Raw genomic sequence first — 19,210 nt, 5'->3', positions numbered from 1 at the left:
GGCTGGCGCTTACCAGTGCATGTTACATGGCCGGTGCGTAAATGAGCTGGCCATCTTTTATCACCATACTCACCTGTTCCATTTTACTCATATCCTTCAGCGGATTTCCCGCCACCGCAATAATATCTGCATATTTTCCGGCGCGCAGACTGCCCAGCGAGTCTTGCTGTTTCAGTAAGCCGGCGGCGTTAATGGTGGCTGCCTGAATCGCTTGCATCGGGGTCATCCCGAATTTCACCATACGCGCAAATTGTTTCGCGTTATCGCCGTGCGGATACACTCCGGCATCTGAGCCAAATACCATGTTAACGCCGGCTTTAACGGCTTTTTCAAAGTTAGCCCGCTGGGTTTTGCCCACCGTACGTTCCTTGGCCAGACTTTCTTCTAAAATACCCGCTTTGGCCCCTTCATTTAAGATATATTCAGTCACATAAATATCCATCGAAAAGTAGGTACCGTTTTCAAGTGCCAGCTCAATCGCTTCGTCATCCAGCAGGCTTACATGTTCCACTGAATCCACACCGGCTTTGATGGCCGTTTTGATACCTGATGTACCATGGGCATGGGTAGCCACGGTCAAACCGCGCAGATGCGCTTCATCAATCAGGGCTTTCATTTCTTCATAAGTATATTGCTGAGCGCCGACTTTTGTCCCTTTTGACAATACGCCACCGGTGGCACAAAACTTAATCACGGTGGCCCCATATTTAATGTTACGGCGCACTGCTTTGCGGACTTCCCACGGGCCATCGGCTACGCCCTCACCGGTATCATTATATTCATAAGGCAGCAGGTTGTTGTCGCAGTGCCCGCCGGTCACACCCAGTGACGGGCCGGCTACAAACATGCGTGGGCCGGGTATGTCGCCGGCATTAATAGCATCTCGCAGGGCCACATCGGCAAAGCCCGGCGCGCCCACGTTACGTACGGTAGTAAAACCGGCCATCAGGGTTTGTCGGGCATGCTTAACGCCGGTAATGGTACTGCGTGGCAGTGATACGCTCAGGCGCTTGTATCCATGGCGTGTGGCATCGCTGGTCAGATGCACGTGCATGTCCATCAGGCCGGGCATCAGGGTGGCATCACCCAGCGCCAGGATTCTGGCATCGCTGGGCAGTGCTAGTGAGGCAGCTTTACCCGCAGCCACAATCTTGTTGTCGCGCACAATGACTGCAGCCTGGTTGATGACTTCACCGGATTCTACATCCACCATGCGGTCGGCGGTCAGAATAAGATTATCTGCCAATGCAGGCAACGCGCACACAACTGTCAGGGTGGACAATGTCAGAGCAGAGAAAAAACGTCGCATAGTTATCCTTTAATTGTATATGAAGGATAACTATACCCCGGGCGATGCCTGAAAAAGAAGCGTCAGTCATTCCCGGGAACAGGATAAGCTAAAGATTATTGCTGGCGGCGTTTTCGCTGCATGAGCCAGGCAGCGCCAATACTGATTGCCAAAAGCAGAGCAACAGGAATTTCACCTAAGTAGCGATATGGCGTAATACCTCGTGTAGTGGTCACTGTTTTGCTGATAGTGCCTTCTTCAAACTGGGGCAGTACACCGGTGAGGGTGCCGCGCTCATCGATAAAAGCGGTAATGCCATTGTTGGTGGCACGCACAACCGGGCGACCAAATTCCAGCGCCCGGACCCGGGCCATTTCCAGATGCTGGGCCGGGCCGTGGGAGTCGCCAAACCAGGCATCATTGCTGACGGTGATAATCATATCGGTATCGCGCTGAATATTGGCGGCTACCTGGTGGGGAAAGGCAATTTCAAAGCAGATGGCCGGCGCCAGATGAATGCCATTGGCGATAAGATTCGGCTGCACAAAATCGCCCCGGGCAAACGATGACATGGGCAAATCAAACAAGGGGGCCAGCGGCCGCAAAAAATCCTCAAATGGCACAAATTCACCCACCGGTAACAGGTGGTGTTTGGCATACCGGTTAGCATTCAAGTAACGATAGTGGGCACCACTGCCGTCTTCTTTTTCACCCAGCACAATCAGATTGTTCCAGGCTTCCTCGGTTTCAAAATTGTAGTTAACGATGCCGGTAATAATAGCGGTACTATGACGGGCCGCCACATCATCCATATTGCTAAGATAATTGTTGGCCAAATACTCCAGCTTGGGCACCGCCGCTTCCGGCCAGATAATTAAATCATTATTCCATAACGGCTGGGTAAGCTTACGATACTTTTCCATGGTCGGGCGATCCTGCTCAGGCATCCAGCGTAGCGACTGCTTGATGTTGCCCTGTACCATGGCCACAGACTTTTGCTCGTGCGGGGTCACCCAGTTGTGCTGACGCAGCAGATAGCCGCTGACAAAGGTGACGGCAAATAACAGCGCCACCGGCAGATACTGACGGCGAAGCAGCCAGATGGCCCCGGCGCTGCACAGGATCATGATCAGTGCGCTGACCCCGGTTTCACCAATAACCGGCATCCAGCCGGCCAGCGGGCTGTCTATCTGACTGTAACCCAGCGACAGCCAGGGAAAGCCGGATAGCATCCAGCTTCGCAGCCACTCGGTGACAAACCAGATCGCCGGCAGCGAGAGCGGCCACAGGGCAGGAGTAAAGATCCGTTTGGTTATCCAGAAGGCCAGAGCCGGATACAGCGCCAGATAAGCACATAACAACACCATGATACCGACGGAGGCAATGAGCGGCATACCGCCAAAATCAGCAATGCTGACATGCACCCAGCTAATACCAGCACCAAACCAGCCTAAACCAAACAACCAGCCGGTCAAAAAGCCCTTATCGGACCGTTTGTATAACTGAATAATGGCCACGGCCAGCGCCGGAAAGATCACCGGCCAGGCGTTAAACGGCGCAAAAGCAAATGTCAGGCTGGCCCCGCTGAGTAACAGCAGGGCAGCAGAGAGTAGTGGATTCAGGGGACTTACTCCAGTGAGGGGATAGTAACCTTAAGCTGGACCAGACGACGTTTGTCTGAGTGGGTAATTTTAAAATGAATATCGCCAATGGAAATTTCATCACTGGTATCAGGCATGTGCCCGAACGCTTTTAGAACGATACCCCCGATGGTGTCAGCTTCTTCTTCACTGAAACTGGTTTCAAAAAAGCTGTTAAAATCTTCAACCGGGGTGAGTGCTTTTACCGAGTAGGTTGATTTATTCAACGGACGGATGTCATCCGTACCATCTTCCTCGGTGTCGTACTCATCTTCAATTTCACCCACAATCAGCTCAAGAATATCTTCAATTGTGACCAGACCGGACACACCGCCGTATTCGTCCACCACAATAGCCATGTGATAGCGCTGCTGACGGAATTCTTTAAGCAGTACATCCACCCGTTTACTTTCTGGCACAATCACTGCCGGACGCAGTACCGCGCGTAGTGAAAACTCCTGTTCAGAGTTAAACATATAAGACAGCAAATCTTTAGCCAGTAAGATGCCTTCGATATGATCTTTGTCTTCGCTGATGACAGGAAAGCGGGAGTGGGCGGATTCGAGCATGATGGGCAGAAATTCTTCGATTTTCTGCTCAATATCGATGGTGGTCATCTGGGTACGAGGAATCATGATATCCCTGACCCGCATATCGTTGACGCCGATGACCCCCTCAATCATTTCGCGGGTCTGCGGGTCGATAACTTCCCGCTGCTCGGCTTCACTGATAACTTCTACCAGTTCTTCTTTACTTCTCGGCTCTCCGGAGAAAGACAACTTTATTTTGTCTAACCAACTTTTCGTCGAAGAGCCGTTGGTAGAGTGAGGATTATCGTCGCTCATAATTTCCGTTTTTAAATGTGTTCAAAATTAAATTAATCGTCCTGATACGGATCGTCAATGCCTAATTCGGCCAGTATGCGAATTTCCAGTGCTTCCATTTCCTGCGCTTCGGCATCATCAATATGATCATAGCCCAGCAAATGAAGGATGCCATGCACGATCATATGGGCATAATGATTTTCCACCGTTTTGCCCTGTTCGGCTGCCTCGCGGCAGATCACCGGCGCACAAATCACCAGGTCACCTAACAAAGGCATTTCAATTTCAGGCGGGGACTCAAACGGAAAAGACAGCACATTGGTGGGTTTGTCCTTTCCCCGATACTGATGGTTCAGGTTACGGGATTCATCATCACCGACAAAGCGGGCGGTAAATTCCTGATCAAATAAATCCAGGAGCAGAAAGACGGTGTCGGCCCATTTTTGCAACACCTGCGGCTCAGGGATAGATGCCGCAATACCGGCATCACCCTCATAGGCCATCTGAAAATCAATCAGCGCCGTCACGACGACGCCTCATCATTGTTCTGCGCGGCCTGTTTGGCTTTAAGCGCTTCTTCCTTGCGAGCCAGCCTTTCAGCCTCTGCCTGCTTGTCGTGTACCTCGTAGGCTTCAACAATGCGTGCCACCACAGGATGACGTACCACATCACCAGCCACAAAGAAGTTAAACGAAATGTCTTTCACATCGCTGAGCACGTCAATGGCATGACGCAGACCTGAACGAACGCCGCGGGGCAGGTCAACCTGGGTAATGTCACCGGTGATCACAGCCTTGGAGTTAAAGCCAATCCGGGTCAGAAACATTTTCATCTGCTCTGAGGTCGTGTTCTGGCTTTCATCCAGAATGATAAACGCATCATTGAGGGTACGCCCCCGCATATAAGCCAGTGGCGCCACTTCAATGACATTACGCTCCATCAGCTTTTCCACTTTTTCAAAGCCCATCATTTCAAATAGTGCATCGTAAAGCGGGCGCAGGTACGGGTCGACTTTCTGTGAAAGGTCACCGGGCAGAAAGCCCAGTTTTTCGCCGGCTTCTACCGCCGGACGGGTCAGCAGAATACGGCGAACTTCCTGGCGTTCCAGAGCATCTACTGCCGCGGCTACTGCCAGATAAGTTTTACCGGTTCCCGCCGGGCCAATGCCAAAGCTGATGTCGTGGTTAAGAATATTAGCCACATACTGCGTCTGGTTGGGATTACGGGGCTTTATGACACCGCGCTTGGTTTTGATATTTAAATCGCCACCGGAGCGGGTTTTATTACCTTCATCCGCTTCCATAACGCTGGCTTCCTGAATAGCCAGGTGAACCTGCTCTGGGGTCAGCTCCGCCGGCTGACCTTTGACCGGCTGGGTTTCAACGTACAGCTGCTTAAGTAGTTCGGCCGCACCAACGGCCTGCAGGCTGTCGCCCAGCACTTTAAAGGCGTTATTGCGATAGGTGATTTCCACACCCAAACGACGTTCAATTTGTTTAATGTTGTCATCAAAAGGCCCGCACAACACAGATAACCGTTTGTTGTCGGCGGGTTCCAGTACAAATTCGTTGCTTACCAAATTACTCAAGCTAGTGATTTCCTCGCTGTTTTATGCTGTTGGAACAAACTGACCCACGCCAAGCGCGTCAGGCTGTTCATGACTGTGTTTCGCAGTTATAGATTGGGGCGATACCGCCACACGCAACCCCATGTCCTGTTCGCGGCGAACAACCTCACCACGCAGGGAATTGGTAAATACGTCAGTGATGTTCACATCAACAAACTCACCAATCATATCCGGCGTACCTTCAAAGTTAACCACCCGGTTATTTTCGGTACGGCCAGACAGCTCCATTGGGTTTTTCTTCGACGGACCTTCAACCAGAATACGCTGCTCGGTGCCTACCATATTACGGGCAATGCGCAGGGCCTGCTGATTGATACGCTGCTGCAGCAGGTACAAACGCTGCTTTTTGGTTTCTTCAGCCACATCATCTACCGCGTCGGCAGCCGGTGTACCCGGACGTGCGCTGTAAATAAAGCTGAAGCTCAGGTCGTAGTCGACCGCCTGAATCAGATCCATCGTGGCTTCAAAATCGGCATCGGTTTCACCCGGAAAGCCAATGATAAAGTCCGAAGACATACTGATATTAGGGCGAACCTTGCGCAGCTTGCGCATTTTCGATTTATATTCCAGCGCCGTATGGCCGCGCTTCATCAGGTTCAAAATGCGATCTGAACCACTTTGTACCGGCAGGTGCAGGTGATCGACCAGCTCCGGAATTGTTTCATAGGCAGCAATGATATCGTCAGTAAACTCCACCGGGTGAGAGGTGGTATAGCGAATACGGTCAATACCATCGATAGCCGCAACCAGCTCTAACAGCTCAGAGAAACGACATACGGTGCCATCATGATGCTCGCCACGATAGGCGTTCACATTCTGGCCCAGCAGGTTTACTTCCCGCACACCCTGCTCAGCCAGCTGCGCCACTTCCAGAATCACATCGTCGGCCGGACGGCTGACTTCTTCACCGCGGGTGTAAGGTACCACGCAGAAGCTGCAATACTTAGAGCAGCCTTCCATGATAGAGACAAACGCTGTCGGGCCATCAGCACGCGGCTCTGGCAGACGGTCAAATTTTTCAATTTCCGGGAAGCTGACATCCACCACCGACTGTGCGCCACCTTGCAGTGACTTAATCATTTCCGGCAGGCGGTGCAGTGTTTGCGGACCAAATACCAGATCAACAAACGGCGCACGTTGGCGAATCGCATCGCCTTCCTGTGACGCCACACAGCCGCCCACACCGATAATCAGATCCGGCTTGGTCTGCTTCAGGTTTTTCCAGCGGCCCAGTTGATGAAATACTTTTTCCTGTGCCTTTTCACGGATAGAGCAGGTGTTAAGCAGAATAATATCCGCTTCTTCTGCTTCTTCAGCACGGGTGAAGCCGTGGGTTGAGTCTAACAGATCCGCCATTTTGTCCGAGTCATACTCGTTCATCTGGCAACCCCAGGTTTTAATAAACAGCTTTTTGGTCATAGCAACTTTTTAGTGTCTGTAGGTGAAACCGGTGTCCGTTAAAACCAGCCGCGCAGTGCGGGGTAATGTCTGTCGCTCAATCATTATTTTGCGAAAGACAGGCGTCGATGCCAAAAAATACAACCGGTACAAGTTCAAAATAGCCGCGTATTTTACCTGTTATCCACGTCTTTGCACAGGGATTGTCCATAATTCGCTGGCAGAAAAACCTGACAATCCGGCCAATTGACCTAAATCATGACTCTGTCAGTACTTTACGTCATAATGCAGGCAGAACAGCGGGAGTGTTTATGTACGATTTTTGTATTAGTGGTGGCGGCATGATTGGCGCCGCTACCGCATTAGGTCTGCGTCGGCAGGGATATCAGGTGGCGGTGATTGAAGCCAGCCAGCCGCGGCCTTTTACTCAAAGCGATGGCCCAGACCTGAGAGTGTCTGCATTGTCGATGGCTTCGGTAGACCTGCTTACTGAACTGGGGGCCTGGCAAAATCTTCCCGAGGGTAGGGTGCGCCAGTACGACAGCTTGTCGGTGTGGGAAGCCCCCGACACACGTACTGACTTTACCGCGGCCATGGCCAACATGGACATACTGGGCTACTTTGTTGAAAACCGCTTGCTGCAACTGGCGTGTCTGGATGCCCTTGCTCAGTGCAACCACGATATAGCACACAGCGAAGCGCTACCGGGCTGGTTTGACTCTACCATTGAAACACTGACCCAGCACCATGACCACTGTCAGATAGCGCTGGCTAATGGCACACATTTACAGGCGCGCTGGCTGATTGGCGCAGATGGTGCGAATTCGGTGGTACGCCGGCTCGCTGGCATCGGCACAAGCGGCTGGCAATATAGCCAGCATGCGCTGGGCATTACTGTAGAAACGCAGCAGCCGCTGGCCAACTGGACCTGGCAGGAATTTCACCCGAGCGGCCCGCGGGCCTTTTTACCCATGTATGACAATTTTGGCTCGTTTGTCTGGTATGACAGCCCTGAAAAAATCAAAGCACTGAGCAAGCTGGACAATCTGCGCCTGCAACAGGCCATCACTGATGCATTTCCGGCTCACGCCGGAGCCTTTAAGGTCGTCGGCAAAGCAGCGTTTCCGCTTACCCGCATGCATGCACAGCAGTACCTCAGCGGACGGGTGATCCTGGTTGGCGATGCAGCCCATACGATCAATCCATTGGCCGGGCAGGGGGTGAACATCGGTTTTCGGGATGTAGCGAGTCTGCTGACTCAGTGTAAAGACGCCAGTGATCTGAGCAGCCCGGCGTTTGTCCGGGCGCTGCAACACGCTTATGAGCGTCCGCGCCGCCGGGATAATCTGGCGATGATGAGCGCTATGGATGGCTTCTACCTCTTGTTCAGCAACAACCTGCCCCCAGTTAAATGGGTAAGAAACCGCCTGCTGGGGCTGGCGCAGACGATGACGCCGGTACGCCGGCAGGTTCTCAAATACGCAATGGGGATGCACCAATGGAAGTTCTGATTATTCTGGGCGTGTTGTTTCTGGCGCTGTTTATCATTGTGCCGCTGATTGAGCGGTCGAATATGCGCATCAGCAATGAAACCGCCGGTAAAATAGGTCGCTGGATCTGGCCGCTTATCATGGTATCGCTGGTTATACAGCTGATCATGATGATGTTTCGTGACTAGTCAGTTACCGGGCCCGGGCAAAGCTTAAAACCGGTCCCGGGCTCAGGCACTTACACCGCGCCCTGTTGGGGCCACTGGCCCTGCAGGTCCAGCATCAGCTTTTCAATCAGCAGGGTGATCTGGCTGTCATCCTGAGCCAGAAAGGCTGCATTACGCAATCCTACAAACTGTATCTGCAACCATTGACCAACCTGGGCTTCCGGCACACCGGCGTCGATAATACCGGCGTTTTTCAGCCCGCCGGCCACAACCGCAAAGCCCTGATGTAATTTTTGCATCGCCTGAAACAGGGCATCTTTGGCGCCATCATCTAATTTGTCGTGCTCGGCCAGGGCATTTAGCAACAGACACTGACGCTGATAACGTTTTTCAGCCGGCCTGATAAGCTCTTCCACCATAAATTCACGGCATGCATCAAGCGGACTTTCGTGTGCACCTGCGCTTTCCAGCCGGCCAAGTATCTGCTCGGCATAATGACCAATCACTTTTTCAAATAAATCGGCTTTGCCTGAAAAACGCGCATAAAGACTGCCCGGACGCATATCCAGCGCTTGCTGAATGTCGCGCATACTGGTGGCTTGAAAGCCTTTTTGCCAGAACAGCTCAGTGGCTTTATCCAACAGTTCGGTTTGTTCGTATATCACTTTTATCTAACCTATAACACGAAAAATTGAACAAATGTTCAAATTGCCCCTTGAACGATTGTTCAAGAGTGCCCATTATATCTTTGAACGCAACAAAACAGGAGAAACCTGATGACAGATTTTACGCTATATGATGAAAGTAATGCCCCTGAAAAGTCAAAAGCACTGCTTGGCGAATCGCAAAAAGCATTTGGCATGATTCCAAACCTTCATGCGGTCATGGCCGAAGCACCAGCGCTGCTGGAGGGATACCAAAAGCTGCATGAGCTGGCGCAACAAACTTCATTCAACAAAGAAGAGCTGACTGTGGTATGGCAGACCATCAATGTTGAGCATAACTGTCATTATTGCGTACCGGCCCATACTGCCATTGCAAAGAATATGGGCGTTGATGACGATCTTATCAACGAATTACGTGATGACAAAACTTTAAGTGACAGCAAACTGAATGTGCTGAAGCAGGCAACGCTGTCACTGACCCGTAACCGTGGTTACATTGATGATGATATCTTAAGTGAGTTTTTCAATGTGGGTTATGGCAATCAACAGGTGCTGGAAATTATCGCCATTCTGGCGCAAAAGGTCATGAGTAACTATACCAATCATCTGGCCGACACGCCGGTTGATGCACCGTTTAAGAAGTTTGACTGGCAAAAAGCCTGATCCGAATTCCGTGTGATGTTTGCCCCGCGCCTCTGGCCGGGGCTTTTTTATTTCAGTGTCAGGGTGACACAAAAGCCCTGAGGCCGGACGGTGATCTCACACGACCACTGCAATTTTTCACTGATTCCACGCACCAGCTGTAAACCCAGTCCAAAACCGCTGGACTCCTGCTCAGCGCCATCCGCGTCCTGCTGATACTCCCGGTTTTCAATGGTGATGGTGCTATGTTCCTGATTTATCGTGACCTCACCGTGCTGAGTGTGCTGATAGGCATTTCGAACCAGGTTACCCGCCACAATTTCAAACGCGGTAACCGGTAGGCTGATTTGCTCATGGTCGGTTTGCAGAGTGACCTTCACTGGCTTGGCGTCAAGCAAATAATGCAGCTCTTTTGTCAGGCGTGTAAGTATAGCCCCTGGGCTTACCTGAGACATCGGCAGGTTGCCGGTATCCCGCTTGCCAAGCCACAGCAAGGTTTCGGTTAAATCCGTCATGGTGTGCGAGGCATTATCTATCCGGTGGATGGCTTTATCCGCCAGCGGATTATCATGGGCAGGCAGCTTGTGCAGTAGTTCGATGCTAGAACGGATCACGGCGATGGGTGTACGTAATTCATGACTGGCGTGGCGCACAAATGCCTGTTCACGATGCAGGCTGTGGCGTACATCCTGCAAACTGTGATGAATCAGTCGGGCAAGCTCATCGAGCTCTCTATAGCGAAAAGAAGGGATGGGTGCATCCAGCGTTTGCTCATCAAGGTTTTTGGCCCACTGACGGAGATGTTCGGTGGGGCGGGCAATACTGCGCAGCAGTATCAGCAGTAACCCAGCAAAAATAATCAGTGCTGACAAACCAATAATCAGAGTCCACCCCTCATGTGACCAGCGGTGCTCGCTGTGACGACTGCCTGCCGGCGGGGCGGTAAAAATCTGTGAGACAAATTTATCTGGCTGATTGTTGCCGGTGACTTTAAGTACAAACAACGCCCGATCTGGCCGGAAAAAAATGAATTCCCGGTCTATCTGTTTTTCCAGTCTGAATGGGCGCAGTGTTTTGGCATGAAAATTATGTTGTATTTCATCGGGTAAATCTTCCCAACGAGCCGCAATCGTAAAGTTTAGGGTCTGTACGGGCTGACCAGGGGTGACCTGGGTATTACGCGCGGCAGATATCATGGTGCCGCGCAGTACCCCATCCATGCCTTCAAAAAAATTGTTGAATGACAGGTAAGATAATGAAGAAATAAGAATGACGCCCATCACCAGCAAGGTGATAAGTACATACTTGCGTAAGCTAAGGCGAAAGCCTGTCATAGCGGCGCTCCGGTTAGTCTGAACCCGACTCCGGATACGGCTTCCACACCTAAAGGCGTAGAGCCGGACAGGGCTTTTCTCAAAGCATGGATGTGTACCTTGAGACTGTTGCTATCCGGCGCATTGTCGCCCCATACCGCCTGCACCAACGTGAAGCGGCTGACCGGTTCAGGCGCTTGTTCAAGCAGGGTTTCAAGTACCTTGGTAGCGGTAGGGCTGAGCTTTATGACTTGTTGCTGATACTGTACCTGGCGGGTCTGCCGGTGCAGTATCAGGCCGGCATACCCCAGTTTTTGCGCCTGGTTGCTGCGCCGCCCGGCCAGAGCCTGTAAGCGGGCGCTAAGCTCTGCCATCGCAAAAGGCTTAACCAGATAATCATCGGCGCCCGCGGCAAAACCGGTTAATTTATCGTCCAGCTGGTCTCTTGCGGTTAGCATGATAATCGGCGTTACATCACCACGCTGGCGCAATGTCTGGCATACACTCAATCCATTTTGCCGGGGTAGGTTAATATCCAGAATGATAACGGCATAGGCATTGTTCTGGAGCAGGTTTAGCGCAGCCACGCCATTACTGGCATGATCGCAGACAAAATTATCCAGGGCCAGGTAATCAAGAATATTACCAGCCAGATCCATGTCATCCTCAACCAGCAGCAGGGTGGTCATGAGTCTCTCCTGAGTGGCGGGTCAGCCGGCGCGAAACCGCCATCAGACCACGTTTACAATCTTCGGTTATCAGCAGCAACGCCGGAATTAACAATAACGTAATCACTGTGGCAAATAAAATACCATAGCCCAGCGATGCGGCGGCCGGTATTAAAAATTGTGCCTGGGCAGAGGTTTCTCCCAGAATCGGGTAAAGCCCTACAAAGGTGGTGACTGAGGTCAGCAGCACCGCCCGCAAACGGCTGGTGCAGGCGGTCATGATTGCATCGTGTATACCGGTGCCATGTCGGCGTAAATCATTATACCGGGATACCAGCAGCAAAGAGTCATTTACCACCACACCACTTAGGGCCAGAATGCCATTTAGCGACAACAGACTGACCATCAGATCATTACTCCAGTGTCCCAGCACGGCGCCCACAATACCAAATGGGATAGCGGTCATGATAATCAGTGGCTGTATATAGGATTTAAGCGGTATGGCCAGCAAGGCAAAAATGGCAATCAGCGCAAGAATAAACACGGTTTCCATAGAGCCCTGGGTTTCTGCCTGCTGTTCTGCCTCTCCGGCAAAATGCAGGCTCAGTTCCGGATACTGGCGGCTAAGCCGGGGAACCAGGCTGGCATTCAGCTGACTGACCAGTTCGGTCGAGGTGATGGTGGCACTGTCCACCGATGCAGAGACTGTCAGTGCGCGTAATCCATCAATACGGGTAATTTCTTTTTGCTGGGTGTCCGGAATAATCCGGGCGACTTCGCTAAGCGGCACCACCGTGCCCGCGCTGGTACGAACCCGCGCATCCAGAATGTCGGATGGATTGGTGCGGTCTTTTTCAGGATAGCGAACGCGCACCTTCACTTCGTTTTTATCCCGCAAATAACGCTGCACAATATCCCCGCCAAATGCTTGCAACAGCTGCGTGGATAACGTCTGGGTGTCCATTCCCATGGCCCGGCCCTGGGGCGTCAGTTCAAACCGAAGCATAGCTTCACCCGGAGTCAGTGAGCTTTCAATACTGTGCACCCCGTCAAGTTGCGTCAGCGCCTCTTTAAAGGCCGCTTCACCGGCAACCAGCGCCTCATCGCTGATACTTTTCAGCTCAACCTGAAAGGCGCTGACCATTTCGCGGCGAGACTGAATTTTAAGCTGTTTAACCCCTTCTGGCTGGCCGGCTTTTTGTCGCCACAGTCTGGCCAGCTCATCCAGCGTGTACGGCTTGTTGTCTGCCAGTTCAATAATCATGCTGGCTGACTGGTCGCTGCTGGCTGACACCTGCAGGCTTTTAATGCCGCTGCCGGTCGAGCCTGCCTGTTCAACCAGCGCCTGGTCAGCAGCATAGGCGGCTGCTTCCAGCCGGTTTATATTGCGGGCATTCTGGCCAAAGCTGGCATCGCTGTACAGGTTCATAGAGGCTTCTACTGTATCTCCAGGCATACTGGGAAAAAAGCCCACCCGTACGGCTCCGGTAAACAGCATCCCAATGACCAGTACAAACACACTGACAAAACCGAGTACGGCGGCATAGCGATATCGAATGGCAGCGCTTAAAACTGGCTGGTAGAGGCGTTTATTTACCGCATTGAGACCGCGATTTGCAGCACGCTGAACCCGCGACCAGGCCCCGGCTATGCCTGAACGTGATTGTTGACGGGTGGGTAGGTGGGCCAGGTGAGCAGGCAGGATCAGTTTTGACTCTATCACTGACAGCAGTAAACAGATCGTCACGATCGTGCCAAACTGAGAGTACAGCTTGCCCAGGCCACCTTCAACATTCGACAGAGCGAAGAAGGTCGCGACCGTTGTCAGCACACCGAACAGGGTGGGAACGGCCACCCGCATGGTGCCGTCGATAGTATTGTTCAGCGTGTCTCCAAAGCGCTGCCGGGTGGTATACACGCTTTCACCTACCACCACCGCATCATCAACAACAATACCTAAGGCCATAATAAAGCCGAAGGTGGTCATCTCATTGATAGTCATGCCGGTAAATGAGTCGGTCATGAAAAACAGCGTACCGAAAAAGATAAACGGCAGACCCGCCGCCACCCAGAATGCAACCCGTACATTCAGAAACAGCGCCAGTACAATAAATACCAGCACAATGCCAAAAATAGCGTTTTCGGTCAGCAACGAGAGCCGGTCGGTGATAAGGGTACTTTTGTCATACCAGGTTTCCAGTTCGACACCAGCGGGCAGTCTGTCCTGCTGCTGCCACTGCTGTACTACCTGTCGCGCCTGGTTAACAATATTGACCACATCACCGTTTTCATCCATAACAATCTGAATACCGTAGCCATTCTGGCCGTTATAGCGGGAGAGATGATACGCGTCATCAGCAAACATATCGGTGACGGTGGCCACATCGCCCACGGTCAGATAAGTACCGGATGCATCGGCCAGCAGCGGGATACTGGCAAATTCGCTGGCATTGTAAGCCTGCTCTGAAGCTTTAAGACGAATCACCTTTTCTTCATTGCGCAGGCTGGTGGTAAGCGCTGTGGATGATTCTGCGTTAATCGCTGCCGAAACATCTGACAGGGTCAGCCCGAACGCCTGCAGTTTAGCCTCATCAATCTCCACCGACATCATAGGATCGATAAAGTCAGGCGTACTGACCTCACGGATCCCATCTTTAGCCAGTAATTCCCGCTCAAGAGTCTGTCCCAGTGCCTGCAATGTTGCATGATCTGTATTGCCATATAGCTGCGCCCAGATCGCATGCTCCTGGCGCCGGCCCTTTGTAATGACCGGGTTTTCAGCGTCAGAGGGAAAATTATAAATGCTGTCGATGTTGGTTTTTACATCACTGAGCAGCGTATCCAGCTCATATTCGCTTTCTTTTTCTATCTGCACCGTACTGCCACTGGCGGTCGACGTTGAGGTAATGCGCTTGATACCCGGCACCGACTCCAGTGCATTTTCAATATTAATTGCAATACCTTCTTCAGCCTGTTTGGCATCGCCGCTGTCGTAGGTCATGGAGATCGTGATAAAACGCGGCTCCATACTGGGAAAGGCTTCTTTGCGTATATCTCCCAGTGAGGCGATGCCCACAATGATCATACCCAGCATGAGCAGGTTGGCGGCTACCGGATTACTGGCAAACCAGGCGATGATGCCTCTTTGATTAGCCTGCATGCGTGCCCTCCGAAACCGGCTTCACCAGCATGTTTTTCATATAACTGTTTAACGGGCGCAGTACAATACGGGCGCTGGTAAAGCCCTCCGGTATCTGGATATACGCATTGCCCTGCTGCTGAAATAACACCTCGGGGGTAAAGTTACCCAGCGTGTTATCGCCGCTGACATACCAGATCTTTTGCTGCTGTGATATTGCGCTGGCAGGTATCTCCCAAATCCCCTGCCACTGGCGGCCGCTAATCTGTGCATTCACATAGGTACCAAAATACAGGGGGGTAGACAGCGCCAGCGGTTTATCGATCACCACAATGGCGCTACGCTGGCGTGAATCAGTATCAAGATGTTGCTCTACCCGGGTCACCCGGCCGCGCCAGTGATGATCATGGTTCATATCATCCAGAATAACCGGCCAGCTCTGTTCCGATAACGTGGCAGGGTCGGGCAGGCTTTGCCACTGACTGGCCGATAGCGGAATGGATATTTCAGCAGTGGCGGTAGCGTAAAGAGCGCCGATTTCAGTACCAGTTTGTACAATACTGCCGGGCTGAATTGCCCGGCTGACCACTACCGCATCAAACGGGGCTGTAATGCGGGTCGCCTGCAAATCCCGCTGGGCGGTTTGTAGTGCTGACTGTGCCTGTCTGACGGTCGCTTTTGCAGCGGCTAATTGCGGGGCACGCAGCACCAAAGCTGAGTCAGGGTCGCCGTCCAGGCCCGAGCGCTGCCATTCATCCTGGGCCTGCGCGCCTTGTAACTGTTCTTCCTGCAGGGCGACATTGGCCTGTTGCAGGGTGGCATCGGCGCTATCCAGCGCCTGTTGATAATCTGTCTCATCAATCCGGGCAAGGATGTCACCTGCCTCAAAGGTTTCACCGCTTTGAAAACGGGCTGAGACCTCGTCAATTCGACCGGCCACCTGAGCGGACAAGGTCAGCGCGTAGCGGGGCGTCACTTCCCCATAACCGCTTACCCGGGCCTGATAAGCACCGGCAGTGACTGTCCTCACACCCACTTCAGGCAGGTTCTCCTGCCCGGTTGCTGCCAGCGGTGGCTGATGCTTTGTGGTGGGGGCAGACTGCGCCTGCGCCGGGCGTTTGTGACCGCCGGCGCCCGGTGGTCCGCTGTGCGCTGGCATTTGTGCCCAGACAGATAAAGCGGCCAGTACAATAGACAGCGCTGCTCCCAGGGTAATCAGTCCGGTTTTTTTACGTTGGTTCATGATGATACTCCCAGACCCAGCGCCAGACCTAGGTCAATGCGATTAGATAACTGATTTTGCTGTAACTGCACCAGCTGGGCTTTCAGGTCGTAGGTGGTCTGCGTCACACTCAGCAGATCCAGAATATCAACCAGCCCCTGGCGATACTGACTGGTATAGGTTTGCTTGCTGCGCTGGGCATTGTCATAAGCATTGAGCAGATGAGCCTGACGAATCTGGTAGCTGGTCTCAAGGTCCAGCGTATCTTCCACTTCCTGTACTGCGGTCAGCAGGGTTTGCTGATATGCCCACCAGGTGTTGAGCGAGTCCAGCTCTGCTTGTTTCAGGCTGGCTTTGAGTGCGCCGCCCTGAAACAGGGGAGCGGTGACCGACCCAAGCAGTGACCAGACCGGATCTTTGAAAAATGACAGGGCCGGCGTCTGACCGCTATCACTCAGTGCCGCGCTGATATTCAGGCTGGGCAGCAGGTTTTTGTATGCCACCTGTTCACTGGCTTCACTGGCTTTTATCTGGGCAAAGGCAGATTGTAAATCAGGGCGACGGGCCAGGTCCTGTTCTGGTATAGCGCTTAGTGGTGGCACAATATCCGGAAAGTCCTTGGCACTGTTGATGTCGGACGTATCCATGTCGGTCCGGCCCAGTAATACCGCCAGCGACCGACGGGCAGCCCGCAGACTGTTTTCATAGTCGGCGATGGTGGCCCGGGTGCTGGCGCTGCTGGTGCGCGCAGTATCCAGATCATCCAGCGTGCCCAGACCACTACGATAGCGGGTCAGAATGACCGACTCGCTGTTCTGTAAAACCTGCAATCGCTGCTGTTCAATGGTCAGTAACTGTTGCTGACTGAGAATTTGAAGGTAAGCCTGGATAACACTGGCAGCCAGGGTGTTTTGGGCAGCCTGATAGTCACTACTTGCTTGTTCGCTCTGCCACTGCGCTGCGCTGACGCTATCGCCAATCCTGTTCCACAGGTCCAGCTCCCAGCTGATATCTACGCTGGTGGTATAAGCACTGTTGCTATTTTCACTACGACTATTTTGCACACCGGCAGAGATTTGGGGGCGGCCTTCGGCGGCGGCCGTGGTTTCCTGAACCCGGGATTTTTTCAGCGTCACGAGAGTTTGCTGTAAGCCCGGGTTGTGGCTCAGGGCTTCGCTGACCAATGCATCCAGCTGGTTCAGGTTCACCAGTTGTAACAGGCGGGTGGTGGCCACACCGCTGTCTGTGCTTTGCTGCCATTGACCGATGGTGCCGGTGGCTGCCTGTGCCTGCTCTGCATAGTGATTGTTAGGATCAGAGATACTGCTGCAGGCCTGGCAAAGCAGGGCTAGCACACAAGCCTGCAGGCCGGGGCGAATTTTCATAATATCGGTGCCGGTTGACTTAAAAAGGTGCCGACAAGCATACCCATAGCAGGGTTAAGAAAGGGTTAAGAGTGTGCCGGTATCAGGCTGAGATTGTGTAAAGGTGTGTAAAGATAGTGCTCCTGCAGCCAGACGGCCACAGGAGTATAAAGCAGGGGTTACCAGATATTATCTTCGGTTTTACCCTGAATCGGGCAGTCGCCATCCCGGTATTCAATTTTTTCACCGGATTTTTGCTTGGCAAAATAATCTTTACTGATGGACACAATGGTCGGGGTCATCATGATAATTGCCGAAATATTGATCACAGACATCAACCCCAGCGCCATATCCGCCATAGCCCATACAGTGGGCAATGCCGCCACAGAGCCCCACAGAATCATACCCAGATACCCAAAGGTATAAACCAGGCGACCGGCCTTGCTGTCTAATTTAAACAAATGAAGGTTACTCTCACCATAGGCATAGTTGGCAACAACTGAGGTAAACGCAAACAGACAAATGGCAGCGGAGATAAAATCCGTGCCCGACGCGCCAAGATGAACGCTTAATGCATCCTGGGTCAGACCAATTCCGCCCTGACCTTCAGCAGCATTTTCCATGCCCGCCAGCAAAATAATAAATGCGGTACAGGTACACAGAATAATCGTGTCGAAAAAGACCCCCAGCATTTGCACATAGCCTTGTGACACCGGATGACGAGGGTAGGGATCTGCGCTGGCGGCGGCATGGGGAACACTGCCTGATCCGGCTTCGTTAGAATACAGGCCGCGCTGAATACCGGCTTTAATAGCTGCACCCAGCGCGCCGCCTCCGGCTGCTTCCAGTCCGAATGCAGAACTGAAAATATGCCCCAGCATTTGCGGTACCAGGTCAATATTCATAAAGGTGACAAACAGAGCAACCAGAATATAACCTACGCCCATAAAGGGAACGGCCATTTCAGCAAAGCGGGCAATACCACGCAGGCCGCCCATCACAATCAGGCCAGCCACCACAATAATCGCAATACCGGAATACAGGGTAGGAATAGCATAGGCATTTTGCAGGGCATCGGTGATGGTATTGGCCTGAACCGCACTAAAGATAAACCCGTAGCCTAAAAACAGACACAGAGAAAATGCCACAGCCAGCCAGGTTTTATTCAGTCCCTGCTTAATGTAGTAAGCCGGGCCGCCGCGGTATTCACCGTTTTCGTCGCGAACCTTATACAACTGCCCCAGTACACTCTCTGCAAAGCCGGTGGCCATGCCAATAAGAGCAATCATCCACATCCAGAAAATAGCCCCAGCACCACCTACTGAAATGGCGATCGCTACGCCAGCCAGGTTGCCGGTACCGACCCGGGCAGACAGACTGGTACACAATGCCTGAAAAGAACTGATGCCATCCTGAGATGAGGTGGTGCTGCCTTTCATGACTTTGAACATATGCCCAAAGTGACGAATCTGAACGCCACCCAGCTTAAAGGTAAACCACAAGCCGCAGAATACCAGCATGTAAATCAGAATCGGGCCGGTAGCGATGTCCACACCGTCAAGACCAGGGAGCATCGAGGCTTTGAACCCGTCCCCCCATAATATGCCGTTAATGACAGCAACAATGTCATTAATGGTCTCCATTAACTTATCAAACACTAATGAGTTCCTTGGATTATTTTTAATTTCTGTTTTAACTGGCTAGTCTACCACGCTGGTAGGTGGGGAAAAGAGAATACAGGTCGCACCGGTTAGACATCTAGC

The 19,210-nt window shown here is 52.3% G+C and carries 16 protein-coding genes; 3 read left to right on the top strand and 13 right to left on the bottom strand.

Annotated elements, in window-relative coordinates:
* Positions 1 to 22: 22 nt before the first annotated feature.
* The 6 genes from EZV72_RS11715 to miaB form a co-directional block, all read right to left on the bottom strand.
* A complete protein-coding gene (locus tag EZV72_RS11715; RefSeq protein ID WP_137167417.1) occupies positions 23 to 1,309 on the bottom strand; it encodes a Xaa-Pro dipeptidase in 1,287 nt (428 codons plus the stop codon).
* Positions 1,310 to 1,404: 95 nt separating this feature from the next.
* A complete protein-coding gene (lnt, locus tag EZV72_RS11710) occupies positions 1,405 to 2,910 on the bottom strand; it encodes an apolipoprotein N-acyltransferase (RefSeq protein WP_137167416.1) in 1,506 nt (501 codons plus the stop codon).
* Positions 2,911 to 2,915: 5 nt separating this feature from the next.
* On the bottom strand, positions 2,916 to 3,773 hold the full coding sequence (gene corC / locus EZV72_RS11705; RefSeq protein WP_137167415.1) for a CNNM family magnesium/cobalt transport protein CorC: 858 nt from the start codon (positions 3,771 to 3,773) through the stop codon (positions 2,916 to 2,918).
* Between the two features lie 32 nt (positions 3,774 to 3,805).
* On the bottom strand, positions 3,806 to 4,279 hold the full coding sequence (ybeY, locus tag EZV72_RS11700) for an rRNA maturation RNase YbeY (protein WP_217495164.1): 474 nt from the start codon (positions 4,277 to 4,279) through the stop codon (positions 3,806 to 3,808).
* A complete protein-coding gene (locus EZV72_RS11695) occupies positions 4,276 to 5,340 on the bottom strand; it encodes a PhoH family protein (protein ID WP_137167414.1) in 1,065 nt (354 codons plus the stop codon). The genes ybeY and EZV72_RS11695 overlap by 4 nt, the downstream gene beginning before the upstream one ends.
* A 21-nt stretch (positions 5,341 to 5,361) precedes the next feature.
* On the bottom strand, positions 5,362 to 6,798 hold the full coding sequence (gene miaB, locus EZV72_RS11690; RefSeq protein ID WP_137167413.1) for a tRNA (N6-isopentenyl adenosine(37)-C2)-methylthiotransferase MiaB: 1,437 nt from the start codon (positions 6,796 to 6,798) through the stop codon (positions 5,362 to 5,364).
* A 290-nt stretch (positions 6,799 to 7,088) separates the two neighbouring features.
* Between miaB and EZV72_RS11685 the strand changes: the two genes are divergently transcribed.
* Positions 7,089 to 8,288 (top strand): FAD-dependent monooxygenase, encoded by a 1,200-nt coding sequence (locus EZV72_RS11685; RefSeq protein ID WP_137167412.1) that lies wholly within the window; start codon positions 7,089 to 7,091, stop codon positions 8,286 to 8,288.
* The gene (locus tag EZV72_RS11680) at positions 8,276 to 8,455 is read left to right on the top strand and encodes a hypothetical protein (RefSeq protein WP_137167411.1); all 180 of its coding nucleotides are present in this window, start codon (positions 8,276 to 8,278) and stop codon (positions 8,453 to 8,455) included. The genes EZV72_RS11685 and EZV72_RS11680 overlap by 13 nt, the downstream gene beginning before the upstream one ends.
* A gap of 50 nt (positions 8,456 to 8,505) precedes the next feature.
* Here the strand turns inward: EZV72_RS11680 and EZV72_RS11675 are convergent, their stop codons facing one another.
* Positions 8,506 to 9,099 (bottom strand): TetR/AcrR family transcriptional regulator, encoded by a 594-nt coding sequence (locus EZV72_RS11675; RefSeq protein ID WP_175405107.1) that lies wholly within the window; start codon positions 9,097 to 9,099, stop codon positions 8,506 to 8,508.
* A gap of 111 nt (positions 9,100 to 9,210) precedes the next feature.
* Here EZV72_RS11675 and EZV72_RS11670 point away from each other — a divergent pair, with 111 nt between their 5' ends.
* Positions 9,211 to 9,762, top strand: coding sequence for a carboxymuconolactone decarboxylase family protein (locus tag EZV72_RS11670; protein ID WP_137167409.1), 552 nt, complete (start codon positions 9,211 to 9,213; stop codon positions 9,760 to 9,762).
* Between the two features lie 47 nt (positions 9,763 to 9,809).
* Here EZV72_RS11670 and EZV72_RS11665 read toward each other — a convergent pair whose 3' ends face one another.
* From EZV72_RS11665 to EZV72_RS11640, 6 genes are all read right to left on the bottom strand, one after another.
* Positions 9,810 to 11,075, bottom strand: coding sequence for a sensor histidine kinase (locus EZV72_RS11665; RefSeq protein WP_137167408.1), 1,266 nt, complete (start codon positions 11,073 to 11,075; stop codon positions 9,810 to 9,812).
* On the bottom strand, positions 11,072 to 11,743 hold the full coding sequence (locus tag EZV72_RS11660; RefSeq protein WP_137167407.1) for a response regulator transcription factor: 672 nt from the start codon (positions 11,741 to 11,743) through the stop codon (positions 11,072 to 11,074). Before EZV72_RS11660 ends, EZV72_RS11665 begins: the two co-directional genes overlap by 4 nt.
* Entirely contained in the window at positions 11,721 to 14,882 is a 3,162-nt protein-coding gene (locus EZV72_RS11655; protein ID WP_137167406.1) for an efflux RND transporter permease subunit, read from the bottom strand. The genes EZV72_RS11660 and EZV72_RS11655 overlap by 23 nt, the downstream gene beginning before the upstream one ends.
* Entirely contained in the window at positions 14,872 to 16,104 is a 1,233-nt protein-coding gene (locus tag EZV72_RS11650; protein ID WP_137167405.1) for an efflux RND transporter periplasmic adaptor subunit, read from the bottom strand. The genes EZV72_RS11655 and EZV72_RS11650 overlap by 11 nt, the downstream gene beginning before the upstream one ends.
* On the bottom strand, positions 16,101 to 17,468 hold the full coding sequence (locus tag EZV72_RS11645) for a TolC family protein (RefSeq protein WP_232364411.1): 1,368 nt from the start codon (positions 17,466 to 17,468) through the stop codon (positions 16,101 to 16,103). Before EZV72_RS11645 ends, EZV72_RS11650 begins: the two co-directional genes overlap by 4 nt.
* 158 nt (positions 17,469 to 17,626) lie before the next feature.
* Entirely contained in the window at positions 17,627 to 19,090 is a 1,464-nt protein-coding gene (locus tag EZV72_RS11640) for an alanine/glycine:cation symporter family protein (RefSeq protein ID WP_137168735.1), read from the bottom strand.
* Positions 19,091 to 19,210 lie beyond the last annotated feature (120 nt).

Origin of the sequence: Salinimonas lutimaris, assembly GCF_005222225.1 — a bacterium.
Classification (GTDB): Bacteria; Pseudomonadota; Gammaproteobacteria; order Enterobacterales; family Alteromonadaceae; genus Alteromonas; species Alteromonas lutimaris.
Note: the sequence above shows the minus strand (reverse complement) of the source record. Positions and strands in the feature narration are given on the sequence as shown.

Excerpts from the sequence above, each read along its gene's own strand:
- EZV72_RS11640 (WP_137168735.1), bottom strand. The coding sequence starts at position 19,090 with ATGGAGACCATTAATGACATTGTTGCTGTCATTAACGGCATATTATGG.
- EZV72_RS11660 (WP_137167407.1), bottom strand. The coding sequence starts at position 11,743 with ATGACCACCCTGCTGCTGGTTGAGGATGACATGGATCTGGCTGGTAAT.
- EZV72_RS11715 (WP_137167417.1), bottom strand. The coding sequence starts at position 1,309 with ATGCGACGTTTTTTCTCTGCTCTGACATTGTCCACCCTGACAGTTGTG.
- EZV72_RS11650 (WP_137167405.1), bottom strand. The coding sequence starts at position 16,104 with ATGAACCAACGTAAAAAAACCGGACTGATTACCCTGGGAGCAGCGCTG.
- EZV72_RS11685 (WP_137167412.1), top strand. The coding sequence starts at position 7,089 with ATGTACGATTTTTGTATTAGTGGTGGCGGCATGATTGGCGCCGCTACC.
- EZV72_RS11680 (WP_137167411.1), top strand. The coding sequence starts at position 8,276 with ATGGAAGTTCTGATTATTCTGGGCGTGTTGTTTCTGGCGCTGTTTATC.
- corC (WP_137167415.1), bottom strand. The coding sequence starts at position 3,773 with ATGAGCGACGATAATCCTCACTCTACCAACGGCTCTTCGACGAAAAGT.
- EZV72_RS11670 (WP_137167409.1), top strand. The coding sequence starts at position 9,211 with ATGACAGATTTTACGCTATATGATGAAAGTAATGCCCCTGAAAAGTCA.
- EZV72_RS11655 (WP_137167406.1), bottom strand. The coding sequence starts at position 14,882 with ATGCAGGCTAATCAAAGAGGCATCATCGCCTGGTTTGCCAGTAATCCG.
- EZV72_RS11645 (WP_232364411.1), bottom strand. The coding sequence starts at position 17,468 with ATGAAAATTCGCCCCGGCCTGCAGGCTTGTGTGCTAGCCCTGCTTTGC.
- EZV72_RS11665 (WP_137167408.1), bottom strand. The coding sequence starts at position 11,075 with ATGACAGGCTTTCGCCTTAGCTTACGCAAGTATGTACTTATCACCTTG.
- miaB (WP_137167413.1), bottom strand. The coding sequence starts at position 6,798 with ATGACCAAAAAGCTGTTTATTAAAACCTGGGGTTGCCAGATGAACGAG.